The organism is Facklamia sp. P12937 (assembly GCF_050409505.1).
Classification (GTDB): domain Bacteria; phylum Bacillota; class Bacilli; order Lactobacillales; family Aerococcaceae; genus Facklamia.
Map to the genome: position 1 here is coordinate 1 of NZ_JBNUPI010000007.1, position 12,850 is coordinate 12,850.

Annotated in this window: 11 protein-coding genes and 1 tRNA gene; 5 read left to right on the forward strand and 7 right to left on the reverse strand. The window is 37.1% G+C overall.

Annotation, left to right across the window (positions count from 1 at the left end):
• Positions 1-333: 333 nt before the first annotated feature.
• The 4 genes from ACQV2R_RS03640 to ACQV2R_RS03655 form a co-directional block, all read right to left on the reverse strand.
• A tRNA-Ala gene (locus ACQV2R_RS03640) sits at positions 334-406 on the reverse strand.
• 211 nt (positions 407-617) lie between these two features.
• Positions 618-1,733 (reverse strand): BMP family lipoprotein, encoded by a 1,116-nt coding sequence (locus ACQV2R_RS03645; protein WP_428873840.1) that lies wholly within the window; start codon positions 1,731-1,733, stop codon positions 618-620.
• 153 nt (positions 1,734-1,886) lie between these two features.
• Complete coding sequence (locus ACQV2R_RS03650; protein WP_428873895.1) at positions 1,887-2,804, reverse strand: pseudouridine-5'-phosphate glycosidase; 918 nt, start codon at positions 2,802-2,804, stop codon at positions 1,887-1,889.
• A gap of 54 nt (positions 2,805-2,858) precedes the next feature.
• On the reverse strand, positions 2,859-3,992 hold the full coding sequence (locus tag ACQV2R_RS03655) for a PfkB family carbohydrate kinase (RefSeq protein WP_428873841.1): 1,134 nt from the start codon (positions 3,990-3,992) through the stop codon (positions 2,859-2,861).
• A gap of 151 nt (positions 3,993-4,143) precedes the next feature.
• Here ACQV2R_RS03655 and glpK point away from each other — a divergent pair, with 151 nt between their 5' ends.
• From glpK to ACQV2R_RS03675, 4 genes are all read left to right on the forward strand, one after another.
• Entirely contained in the window at positions 4,144-5,655 is a 1,512-nt protein-coding gene (gene glpK, locus ACQV2R_RS03660) for a glycerol kinase GlpK (RefSeq protein ID WP_428873842.1), read from the forward strand.
• Positions 5,656-5,782: 127 nt separating this feature from the next.
• Positions 5,783-6,970, forward strand: a complete 1,188-nt coding sequence (locus tag ACQV2R_RS03665) for a glycine C-acetyltransferase (RefSeq protein WP_428873843.1) — start codon at positions 5,783-5,785, stop codon at positions 6,968-6,970.
• A gap of 9 nt (positions 6,971-6,979) precedes the next feature.
• Positions 6,980-7,927 carry an L-threonine 3-dehydrogenase gene (locus ACQV2R_RS03670; protein WP_428873844.1) on the forward strand — a complete coding sequence of 316 codons (948 nt, stop codon included), beginning with the start codon at positions 6,980-6,982 and terminating at the stop codon, positions 7,925-7,927.
• Positions 7,928-8,196: 269 nt separating this feature from the next.
• Positions 8,197-9,342 carry a hypothetical protein gene (locus ACQV2R_RS03675; protein WP_428874962.1) on the forward strand — a complete coding sequence of 382 codons (1,146 nt, stop codon included), beginning with the start codon at positions 8,197-8,199 and terminating at the stop codon, positions 9,340-9,342.
• 51 nt (positions 9,343-9,393) lie between these two features.
• On the opposite strand, the gene ACQV2R_RS03680 is transcribed toward ACQV2R_RS03675, so the two are convergent.
• On the reverse strand, positions 9,394-9,897 hold the full coding sequence (locus ACQV2R_RS03680) for an HAD hydrolase-like protein (protein ID WP_428882089.1): 504 nt from the start codon (positions 9,895-9,897) through the stop codon (positions 9,394-9,396).
• 306 nt (positions 9,898-10,203) lie between these two features.
• On the opposite strand from ACQV2R_RS03680, the gene nagA reads away from it, so the two are divergent.
• On the forward strand, positions 10,204-11,358 hold the full coding sequence (gene nagA, locus ACQV2R_RS03685; RefSeq protein WP_428891842.1) for an N-acetylglucosamine-6-phosphate deacetylase: 1,155 nt from the start codon (positions 10,204-10,206) through the stop codon (positions 11,356-11,358).
• 41 nt (positions 11,359-11,399) lie between these two features.
• Here nagA and ACQV2R_RS03690 read toward each other — a convergent pair whose 3' ends face one another.
• Positions 11,400-12,185, reverse strand: a complete 786-nt coding sequence (locus ACQV2R_RS03690) for an ABC transporter permease (protein ID WP_428873848.1) — start codon at positions 12,183-12,185, stop codon at positions 11,400-11,402.
• Complete coding sequence (locus tag ACQV2R_RS03695; protein ID WP_428874964.1) at positions 12,185-12,847, reverse strand: ABC transporter ATP-binding protein; 663 nt, start codon at positions 12,845-12,847, stop codon at positions 12,185-12,187. The genes ACQV2R_RS03690 and ACQV2R_RS03695 overlap by 1 nt, the downstream gene beginning before the upstream one ends.
• Between the last annotated feature and the right edge of the window lie 3 nt (positions 12,848-12,850).

Here is a 12,850-nt window from a genome sequence, read left to right on the forward strand (position 1 = left end):
TAGGGTCTTTTATAGTGAGTAATGTTCGTATATCATGAGTCCTGGCACAGAGTCCTTTCTATTTTAGTTACCACTTTTAATAGATCGGACTTTTGTGTTTTTGTGTAGCAAAAAATAGGATGGAAGGAAGTGTTTTTTTCTTCCATCCACCCTGTTTATTATAGAGCCTAAATTTCACAAGAAAAGAGGGCTAGCAAATAAGCTAGTCCTCTCTATTTGCCTAGGGAGCTAGAATGTTGCACGAAATATTATGCAATATTTAGTGATTATTTTTATTAAAAACCTATAATGTTAAGGTTTATAAAAATTTTTAATAGTATATATTTATTTATATGGAGACGATCGGTCTCGAACCGACGACCTCTACAATGCCATTGTAGCGCTCTCCCAACTGAGCTACGCCCCCAATATAGAAATACACATATATCTTACGCAATTTTGAAATATAAGTCAATAGTTGAAAAAACATTATCCTAATTGTTCCTAGAAGTAATAGTCGAATATAATTAATCCAATCAAAAGACTTTCTATTATATACGTTAAGTAGTTCTAAATAGAAAAAAGAGCAAGCTTGAGATAAATCAAGCTTGCTCTTTTTTGTAATTAATTTTAAATTATTATTCTGCTTCAGTTTCTTCAGCAGTTTCTTCTTCTGTTTCGTCTTCAGCTTTTTCTGCATCAGCATCTTCATTAGAGGTCATCTCTTCACCTGGTTTTTCAGGGACAACGATTTCGCCATTGATGATTTGTTGTTTGTAGTCTTCAACAGCTTTCTTAACTTCGTCAGTTAAGAATTCAGTTGTAAGGTCTACACCACCATCAGCTAAACCTAAAGTTTGAACGCCACCTTCAAAACCTTCAGCTTGTGTTTTTTCAGCAAATGCTTTCACTGATTCACCAACTTGTTTCAATGTAGATGTTAATGTTAAGTGACGCTCTTCACCGTCAATTTCAATTAAGCCTTCAGCGTCTTGGTCTAAGTCTACACCAATTACGTATAATTCTTGAGAAGGATCGTTTGATACACGGTCTTTAGCTTCTGAGAATACACCTTGGCCAGTTCCACCAGCAGCATGATAAATGATGTCTGCGCCACTAGAGTAGATTGAAGCTGCTAGTTGCTTTCCTTTAGGAGCATCTGCAAAGTGACCAGCATACTCGATTGATATTTCGATATCAGGGTTAACTGTTTTAGCACCAGCTACAAAACCAGCTTCGAAACGGTCAATTACTTCAGACTCAACTCCACCGATAAAACCGATGTGGTCTGTCTTAGTAGTCATAGCTGCAGCAACACCTGCTAAGAAAGCTGCTTCGTTGTCTTTAAAGGTAATAGAAGCTACGTTGTCTTTTTCAACAACAGAGTCTACGATAACAAAATGTCCATCTGGGTTTTGTTCAGCTGCTTCATCAATAGCCGGTTGTAACTTATAACCAATACCAAAAATAAGGTTTGATCCACCTTGGATAGCTGCATTGATGTTTGTTACATAATCTGAATCTGACTTAGATTCAAGATAGAAGTAGCCACCAGGGCCTTCTTCTAATTCATTTTCTTCACCGTAAGCTTGTAAACCTTCCCAAGCAGATTGGTTGAATGATTTATCGTCCACTCCACCAACGTCAGTAATGATTACTGGTGAAATTTGTTCTTGAGCAACAACAGTTGCTAAAGGTAATGTAGCTGCACCTAGTGTTAAGGCAGCTGCCGATAGTGTTAATAATTTTTTCATAGAATACCTCCATTTGTTTTAACTATAATATACCTTTATAAGGTCGATAAAGCAAGCGTTTGCTTTCTAAGTTAATCACTCATGATCACATATAAAAGCCTCCAATTCAGGAATAACCCAAACTAGAGGCTAAAAATACTTTTGGAAGACACATTAGTTTTTCAATTGGTATTGAACCGCAATTTCTGCACCTAATTTTGCATTATTATAAACCAATTGGATATTAGTTTCTAATGAGCGTCCTTCAGTCAATTCAACAATTTTTGCTAATAAGAAGGGGGTGGATTCCTTACCATGAACGCCAGCTTCTTTTTCTTCAATTAAAGCTTGATCAATGATAGCATTGATTTCATCGTTAGGGATTTCGTATTCTTTAGGGATTGGGTTTGCAATCAATAAACCAGCTTGTAAATCTAGTTGATCAGCGGCTACCATTCGCTGGGCAATTTCTTCTGCAGAATCTGCCCTACTAGTCAAGCGGTAAGGTGAGGTTGAAGAATAAAAGGCTGGCAGGTAATCGGTTTGATAACCAGTAACCGGAACCCCTTTAGTTTCTAAGTATTCCAAGGTTCTTGGTAAGTCTAAAATAGCTTTAGCTCCCGCACATACCACGGTAACAGGAGTTTGGGCTAACTCTTCAAGGTCAGCAGATACATCCATGTGTTCAGTATATCCACGATGAACCCCACCAATTCCACCGGTTACAAACACTTTAATCCCGGCTAGATGAGCGCCAATCATGGTTGTAGCCACGGTAGTGGCTCCTAATTGCTTATTGGCAATTACTTCGGCTAAGTCTCGTCTGGATACTTTGACCACATCTTTTGCTGTAGCTAAGATTTCCAAGTCTTCTTCTTCTAAGCCAATTTTAAACTGCCCGTTCATGATGGCTATGGTTGCTGGAACAGCTCCGTGGTCACGAATAATTTGTTCCGTTTCTTGTGCCATTTTAACATTTTGTGGATAAGGCATTCCGTGTGAAACGATAGTTGATTCTAAGGCTACAATCGGTTTTTGTTGAATGATTGCTGCTTGAACCTCTTTAGAGATGGATAATAGGGGATGATTCATAGCGTTAGCTGTTTCTTTATTATATGGTTGATTCATAGTTATATTCCTCTTTCTTTAAAATATTTGACAATTTCCAATCAATTGACGTTCTTCTTCAAACAGTTTCGCATTAAGATTTTTTCTAACTGTGGAAGGGGATTGTACAGTGTAATAAGAGTTAGTAATACCATAATGAATGGCTTCACTTGGAGCATATTCTTTTTTGAGCCCGTATATTAATCCCGCTACAAAAGAATCGCCAGCCCCTGTCACATCAACTAATCGAGGGTTATTAGGAGGTTGAAAATATAGAAACTCTTTCTTTTGATTCGAGTATAGCAATGGTTTAGTACCACGAGTGATAATGACATTTTCCACTCCTCGATCAATCCATAGCTCAGCGAGATATATAAAATCATCTTCCGTCTTAACTTTGTGATTAAAGTATTCTTCAGATTCATCCTGATTGACAATTAGCCATGTAATTCCTTTTAAATTCTCTGGCAGATGGTTCATTTTCGGTCCGGAAACTGGAATAACCACCAGAGGTATTTGCTGTTTTTTCGCTATATTCATCACTTGTTCAACGGCAGATTGAGTGAGATTAAGATCCATAGCAATGAATTGACAATTTTCAATTTGTAAATGGAAACTAGTAATCCATTCAGCATTCATTTGATCACAGATTTCCATATCAGCAAAGGCTACTTCCATTTGACCTGTTTCATCGAGAATGGCTGTGTAGGAGGACGTATTGTGATTTTCTAAGGATTTCACATGGTCTAAATTCACAAAGGGCTGAGTAATAGCCTTAATTTCTTCAAAATCAGCATCGATACCTGCTAAAGATAGTAAACTCACTGAGAGTTCCATCCTTCCGAGGTTTTCTGCTACATTTCGTGCAACTCCTCCAACAGTCACTGTTGAGTTAACAGGATTAGAGGTGGATTTGAGTAAAGGTGTTTTTAACTGAAAGATACGGTCAATATTCATAGCTCCGATACAAAAAATATCAGCTGGTTCATTGACAATATAGGCTCTACCTTGCAGGTAGCGCTTTTGCGTAAGTGATGACACAATATTAGCTAGAGTAGATCGATTAATACTCAAAATTTCAGCAAGTTTAGTTTGAGTAAGAAAAGGGTCTTGCTTAATTAAATCCAAAACACGCTTTTCATTTGAGTTGAGTCTGATGATAATACCTCCCACTGACAACAATTGTCCTTATTTAAGATTCTTGTCTTAATTATACCTTTAAATTAATAGAATACAAGTCTTAATTAAACGAAACTTGAGAAGTATATTGACAAGAACTATAATACAATCACTCAATTAAGCGATTAAAGAGAGGGGCTTTATTTTGTTAAACGACCGATATATAATGGCAATCGATCAAGGAACGACATCTACTAGAGCAGTCATAGTGAACCATCAAGGTGAATTTATAGCCAGTGCTCAAAAAGAATTTCAACAATTTTTTCCTCAATCTGGTTGGGTAGAACAAGATGCTAATGAGATTTGGCAATCCGTTCAGTCCGTCATTTCTCAAGCTTTGATTAATGGTAATATTCAACCTAAGCAGATAGTAGCAATTGGAGTCACTAATCAAAGAGAGACGACAGTCATTTGGGACCGTGAAAGCGGAGAGCCTATCTATCACGCGATTGTCTGGCAATCGCGGCAATCAAGCGAAATATGCCAAGCGCTTAAAAAGAGTGGCTATGAAGATATTATTAAGAAAAAGACAGGCTTACCGCTTGACCCTTATTTTTCAGCGAGTAAAATTCGTTGGATTTTAGACCATCTTCCAACTTCTCAAATAAGAGCAGAAGCTGGCGACTTAGCCTTTGGCACAATAGATTCTTGGTTGATGTGGAAATTGTCAGGTGGCAGACACCATATTACGGACTATTCTAATGCTTCGCGTACCCTTTTATTTAATATTGAAACTCTGGAATGGGATCGAGAGCTTTTAGACATATTCAATATACCTGCTCAACTATTACCCCAAGTGGTATCAAATTCTGAAATATACGGAAAAACAGCCACCTATCATTTTTACGGTCACGAAATACCATTAGCTGGTATGGCTGGAGATCAACAAGCAGCATTGATTGGTCAACTCGCCTTTGATAAAGGGCAAGTTAAATCAACTTATGGAACAGGTGCCTTTATATTGATGAACATTGGGAATGAGCTAAAGCTGTCTAAGCATGCGCTATCTACTTCTATCGCTTATAAATTTCCTAACCAATCTCCAGTATACTGTATTGAGGGCTCTATATTCGTAGCGGGTTCAGCTATTCAATGGTTACGAGATGGATTAAGGATGATTGAAGAATCTTCTGAATCTGAGGAACTCGCCCAACATTCAAAAAACGAAGATGAAGTATATGTGGTGCCAGCTTTCACGGGATTAGGAGCTCCTTATTGGGATTCTCAGGCTAGAGGAGCTGTGTTTGGCTTAACTCGTGGCACTGATAAAGCTGACTTCGTTAAAGCGACCTTGCAATCTTTAGCTTATCAAGTGCGCGACATCATTGATGTAATAAAGGATGAAATGGGGGTCGTCATTCCAGAATTAAAAGTCGATGGAGGCGCTTGTAAAAATAATTACTTGATGCAGTTTCAAGCAGATATTTTAAATACGGCAGTAACACGCTTATCCAATCTTGAGTCCACGGCATTGGGGGCTGCTTTTCTAGCAGGCTTAGCAGTAGACTATTGGCAGTCTATTGAAGAAATCCAAAGCTTAGTTAAACCCGCTATAACTTTTAAACCGAAAATGTCAATAAATCGCAGTGAAGATTTATATGAAGGTTGGAGAAGGGCTGTTCAGTCGACGCGACATTTTAGTAACAAGCGGAACTAGTTTAATTTAGCTTTAGAATAAGAAAATAATGAGAAATCAATAAGGATTTAATCATAATTGCGATTGTATTTGCTTTAAACCTGGAAGCGTTTTATAATATAGTAAAAGTATTAAGGGGGAACTATAAGTGGTACAAAGCTTACATGAATTTTTATCAGCAGCAATTGCAGAAAAGAAAGAAAAGAATCTCTATAATGAAATCGAAGCCTTATCTTCTGCAAACGGCCCAATCATTGAAATTAACGGACAAGAGCTCATTAATTTATCATCAAACAACTATCTTGGTTTAGCAACTTCCGAACGTTTAAAAGAGGTAGCTAAAAAAACTATTGATAAGTATGGAGTGGGAGCAGGTGCGGTTCGTACGATTAATGGTACGATGGATGTCCACAATATTCTAGAAAAGAAAATTGCAGAATTTAAGAAAACAGAAGCTGCAATAGCTTTTCAATCAGGCTTCAATTGTAATATGGCTGCTATTTCTGCCATCATGAACAAAGAAGACGCTATTCTTTCAGATGCATTAAACCACGCTTCAATCATTGACGGCTGCCGTTTATCACGTGCTAAAATCATTCCAGTGAAACATCAAGACATGGATGATTTACGTGCAAAAGCTAAAGAGGCAACAGAATCAGGCTTATACAAAAAAGTAATGTACATTACAGACGGTGTTTTCTCAATGGATGGCGACGTAGCTAATATTCCAGAAATTGTTGAAATTGCAGAAGAATTCAACTTAATTACTTATGTTGATGATGCGCACGGCTCAGGAGTAATGGGTAAAGGTGCGGGTACAGTTAAGCATTTCGGTCTATCGGATAAGATTGACTTACAAATTGGAACCCTTTCAAAAGCTCTTGGTGTAGTAGGTGGATATGTTGCGGGTTCACAAGAATTAATCGACTGGTTAAAAGTAGCTGGACGTCCATTCCTATTCTCAACTTCATTAACACCGGGGGATGCTGCAGCTGCTACTGAATCGATTAATATCTTAATGGAATCATCAGAATTACACGATCGCCTATGGGAGAATGGTAACTATCTTAAAGCTGAATTAAAAGCATTAGGCTTTGATATTGGCAACTCGGAAACACCAATTACACCAGTTATTTTAGGTGAAGAAAAATTAGCTCAAGCCTTCTCTAAACGGTTAAGAGAAGAAGGAGTCTATGCTAAATCAATTGTCTTTCCTACAGTACCACTCGGAACTGGTCGTGTGAGAAATATGCCAACAGCTGCACATACTAAAGAGATGTTAGACCAAGCAATTACCATCTACGAAAAAGTTGGTAAAGAATTAGGCGTAATCTAGGAGGGAATCATGAAAAAAATCTTAATTACTGGTGCATTAGGCCAAATCGGTTCGGAATTAGTTGTTAAGTTAAATGATATGTATGGTGAAGAAAATGTCGTACCTACAGATATCCGTGTAGTAGAGGGAAATGAAGTCTGTAATCATCCTAACTTCGCTATTTTAGATGTAATGGATATGGACGCATTTATGGCTATTGCTAAAAATCACGAAGTAGACACATTAATTCATATGGCTGCTTTATTATCAGCTGTTGCAGAAGAAAAGCATTTATTAGCATGGGATATTAACATGCAAGGTTTAGTAAATGGATTAGAAGTTGCTCGTTCATTAGAGCTTCAATTTTTTACACCTTCATCTATTGGTGCGTTTGGTCCAGACACACCAAAAGTTGGTACTCCTCAAGATACTATTCAACGCCCAACAACAATGTATGGAATTACTAAGGTAGCAGGTGAGTTACTGTGTGATTATTACTATACTCGCTTTGGTGTGGATACTCGTGGCGTACGTTTCCCTGGTTTAATATCTTACGTAACACCTCCAGGAGGTGGAACAACTGACTACGCAGTGCAAATCTATTATGATGCGATTAAGTATGGTAAATATGTCTGCAATATTCCTCAAGGTGTAAAAATGGACATGATGTACATGCCAGATGCTATTCAAGCAATCATTGATTTAATGGAAGCTGATGCTGATAAATTGGTTCATCGCAATGCTTTCAATATTTCAGGTATGTCATTCGAGCCTGAAGAAATTGCGGCATCAATCCGTAAAGTCATGCCAGACTTCGAAATGACTTACGATGTGAATCCAACTTTAGAGCGCATTGCGAAATCTTGGCCAGATGAAATGGATATTTCAGCTGCTAAAGAAGAATGGAACTTTAAAGCAGAGTATGATTTAGATAAGATGACAGTGGATATGCTTGAGAAATTAAAAGCTAAACAATAATTTTTGACTTAATAGCGTTGGCTTGTTTGCCAACGCTATTTTTCATTCATAAATAATAATTATGAATAAATTGTGAACAAAATTAGAAGAGTGTTCGTTTGTGGATTAAAAAGTAAACTCCGACAAACACTGATATAAAAGCATCTACAATAGGGATGGGAATAATATTCTTAAAAAAATCATCATTATTTCTAAGCAAATTACTAGCATAAATAGAATATAGGATGTATGATGAAGACATACTAGAAGAACAAAGGAGCGATTTTATAATGAAAAAATCTTTTAAAAAATTAGTTTTAATTTCAATGAGCGCTATCACCTTAGGAGCTATAGCTCCAACTGTATCTATCTTTGCTCAAGAAGATAGTGAAACAACTGTGGACTCAATGATTGAAGATTCTATGGAAGAAACAACAGTTGAAGAAGATGAAGAAGAAGTAAGTCCAATGCAGAAAGCTTTGGAAGAAATCGTTAAAAAGTATCAAGAAGATTATCCAGAAGTTGGAATTAATCGTATTATCATCCAACCTTTAGAAGAAGATGAAGAAGATGATCTATCTGTCAAAGTCGAGTCAGAAATGGGAATGGCTGATGACGAATCTGAAGAAGAAATGACCCAAGATGAAATGTCAGATGAAGAAATGACTGAAGACGAAATGGATGAGGTAGATCCATTTGAAATTACGATTGAAGGTACAGATGAAGAAGCAATGGAAGATGTAACTGTTTCTTATGATGCTCGTACGAAAGAAGAAATCCCTGAAGACGAAAACGAAGTTGAAGATAGGATGTCTGAAGCTGAAGATACTATGGATGACATGATGTCAGATGCAGAAGATGCAATGGATGATATGATGTCAGATGCAGAAGATGCAATGGATGATATGATGTCAGACAATGAAGAAAGCGAATCTGATACTGAAGAGGAAATGTCTGATGAGCCTTTAGCTACTATTGATTTTGAAGATCTTGCTGGTTTTGACGAAATTAAAGAAGCCGCTGAAGAAGAAGCTGGCATGGGTGAAGCATTAGAATTTGTTTATTCAGTTAATGAAGAAACAGATGTCACTGAAGTGGCCGTATTTGTTTATGAAAACACTGAAGAACCAACCGAAGGAAAAATGATGACCATTACTTTAGATGCTACAACTTTAGAAGTTCTAAAAGTTGAAGGCAGTGAAGTTGAAGAAGCGGTAGATAGTGAAGGGAATGCAGTAACTAGTCCCCAAGAGTCAAACAATGGTGGTCAAGATGCTCCTTCTAACGAAGAAACAACTACAGAGGAATCTGAAGGACATGAAGAAACAACTACAGAGGAATCTGAAGGACATGAAGAAACAACTACAGAAGAATCTGATGAAAATGAAGATTCAGATACAACAGAAGAAAATGAAGAAACAACTTCTGAACAATAATTTTATATGAATAGACGTAAAAAAAGTCCGAGCAATTTGCTCGGATTTTTTTTAAAGATTGGATAGTAAATTACAAAGGTCCTTTTCAAATTGGATTGCTTTAAGATAGGGATGATTATTCCTACCAGGTTTGTTATGGACATTAAAGTAAATAGCTTGCCAACCACTATTTAAAGATCCTTCGATGTCATTGGTCCAATCAACTCCACTATAAATAATTTCATCTTTTGCGCAAGCAAGTGAGTTAGTAATTTTATTGAAAATTTCAACATCAGCTTTCGAATAAGCCAAGTTTTCCGATATGAAATTTTGATCCTCATCAAAGTATTGCCTTAAGCCGAGCACTTCAATTTTACTCCTTTGACCAGCATTGGCTCCTTTAGTCAGTATAAAGAGTTCTACAGAACTTTCTTTAAGGTGGAGCAAGCATTCATGAAAATTTGGACGAAGCGTTAGATATTTTTTGCAATCCTTGTATAGATCAAGAAAACTATGAGCTGGATCTAAGTGAATTTCATGCTCGAAAGTGCTAAAAGCATCAATAGTCCGCTGCAATTGATAATGAAGTTTACTACAGTTATCGGCAATAAAGGATTGGTAAAGATTTTTCGAATAATGCTGGTAGACAGGATTAAAAGAATCAAAGGGGATGTTATAAGGGTTGTCTGATTGAAAGGCTTCATATACCTACTGATAAATGGCACTTCGATCATAGAGTGTATCATCTAAGTCAAAACCTATTGCTTTAATCAATTTTAAACTCCTATATAAACTTATCTATCTCATCACAGCATAGTTATTAGCAAAATTATTCTATAATTTTCAAAAACAAGTATAATATGTAGTAAGAGGAGTGATGGTATGAGTAAATACTATAAAGCAAAGCAAATTATATTAGATAGTTCAGTAGTTGAGGAAGCCTTTCTTGAAGTAACAGATGAGGGTAAGTTTGGCGAAATTGTGAGTGATTTGCCAGCAAATGTTGAGCGAATAAAAGATTATGAGAATCTGATAATTGCTCCTGGTTTAGTGGATACACATATCCACGGCTATCAAGGTTACGATATTATGGATAATGATCCTGAAGGTCTGCGCCATATTTCTGACCAATTATTGACTTGCGGAGTGACCTCCTTTTTGCCAACAACTTTAACCGATTCGATTGAGCGTTTAAATGCAGTATGTTCGATGATCAAAACAAATTATCAAACCTGTCAGGGAGCTAAAGTCCGAGGAATCTTTTTAGAAGGACCTTTCTTTACAGAAAAATATAAAGGGGCACAAAATCCCAAATACATGAGTGATCCCTCGATTGATGCATTAAGTGAATGGATAAAATTGTCAGGGGGTTTAGTCAATAAAATTGCAATTGCACCAGAACGTCAAGGAGTCATTCCATTTATTGAATATGCCAAAGCCCAAGGAGTCCATACTGCACTTGCCCATTCAGATGCTAGTTATGATCAAGCAAAAGCTGCAGTAGAGGCAGGTGCTGATATTTTTATTCATTTATACAATGGTATGTCAGGTTTGCACCATCGCAATCCTGGTATGGTTGGCGCGGCACTTAGCTTGAAAGATGTTTTTGCTGAAATCATAGCCGACGGCCACCATGTTCACCCAGCTGCTATTGAAATTGCACTTAAAGCTAGAGGACTAGAAGAGACAGTTTTAATTACAGATTGTATGCGAGCCGGTGGCATGGGAGAAGGCATCTCCCGTTTAGGTGAGTTTGATGTAATGGTAAGCGAAGGAACAGCGCGATTAGTTGAAGGAGGAAGCCTCGCGGGCTCTATTCTAGAACTGATACAAGGCGTTCAAAACATGATTATATGGGAACTAGCAACAGTCGACCAAGCAATTCGGATGGCGAGTCTAAATCCAGCGCGTTCTGTCGGAATTCAAGCTGAATGTGGCTCAATAAGAAAAGATATAGCAGCTGATTTTATTGTTCTTAATCAAAATGCTGACTTACAAGCAACCTACTTAGATGGCCAATTAAGATATCGAGTATAGAATAATCCCCAAGAAACCCCTCTTGGGGATTTTATTTTACTTTATTTTTTATCATTTTCTGGCATGAAGGTTAATTGATAGCGATCATTGAAAAAAGTACGAATAGCTAAATGAGCGGAAGTTGCTGAGACCAGTGAAGTGGTACCTAATAAAGTAAAGGAGATCATCATTTGATACATAATTGCCTTGGTTGGATCGACACCGGCAAAAATTAAACCCGACATCATACCCGGCAAGGTGACAACTCCTGTAGTTTTCACGCTATCGATGGTTGGCTGAATACCAGATTTAACGGCCAGTTTTTTAATATGCGTGCTAGCTTGCTGTGGACTTGCTCCTAAGGCTAGCATTTCTAGAAATGCCTGTCTATGATCTTCAAAAAGCTGTTTCAAATTTCTATAGGTTAAACCGAGAGCCGTCATGGCCGTCCCAGAAATCATCCCTGTGATTGGAACCACTTGGGAAGGGGTAAATTTTAGAGAACCAGATAAGACTAATATTGCTAAACTAGTGAGTGATCCAATTCCGATTGCTGATAAAGAAATGGCGAAGGCTTTATTTATTCCTTTACCGTGCTTAGAAGCATTCCAAGCGGCATTGAAAATAATAACCGCAACCATGGCTACAGTAAGCAAAGCGTTATCGATAGAGAAGACTTGTTCTAAGACATAGCCTACAATTAATAATTGTAAAATAACTCTTACTATGGCAATCAATAAATCTTTCCAAAGGTCCAGTTGTTCTTTATATGAAATATAAAAGGTTATTAAAACAAGGGAAAAAGAAAGGGCTAAAGTAAGCGGACTAACTTGAAGATTCTGAGTCATTATTCTTCCTCGCTTTCATCGATATTTTTCGATATATAAACTTCGCGATTAGCAAGCTGGTGGTCCTTGTCTAAATGACTAATTAAAAGAGTAGTAATTCCTTCTTTGTCAATATAGTTGAGTAGCCAACGCCATAGTATTTCTCTGGTTCTTTGATCAAGAGCAGAGGTAATTTCATCTAATAATAAAATTTCCGGCGGAAAAATTAAATTTCGAATAAGAGCAACCCGTTGTTTTTCTCCTCCAGATAAACTATTAATTTCTTTGCTTAAATAATCGCTTGAAAGTTCTACTTCTTGCAATAATTGAACAATACGATCTTTATCAGCGGGTAAATCGCGAATTTCATAAGGGAAGGACAAATTATCCCATACATCTCGACCAAACAATTGAGCTGTTTGGAAGCAGTAGGAAATTTTTTGTCTCAGTTCAATGGGTGGATACTGGTCAATTTCTTTCTCTTCAAAAAAAATAGATCCTGATCGGCTTAGGTTAGGGGCATTTAAGTAAACAATTTCTTTTAAGAGGGTTGATTTTCCTGATCCAGAAGGGCCATTGATAGAAACAAAATCCCCTTTTTCAATCTTAAAAGACAAGTCAGAAATAATTGTTTTCTTTGAACTTTGAATAGTAAGATCTTTGACTGCAAGAATATTTGACATAAT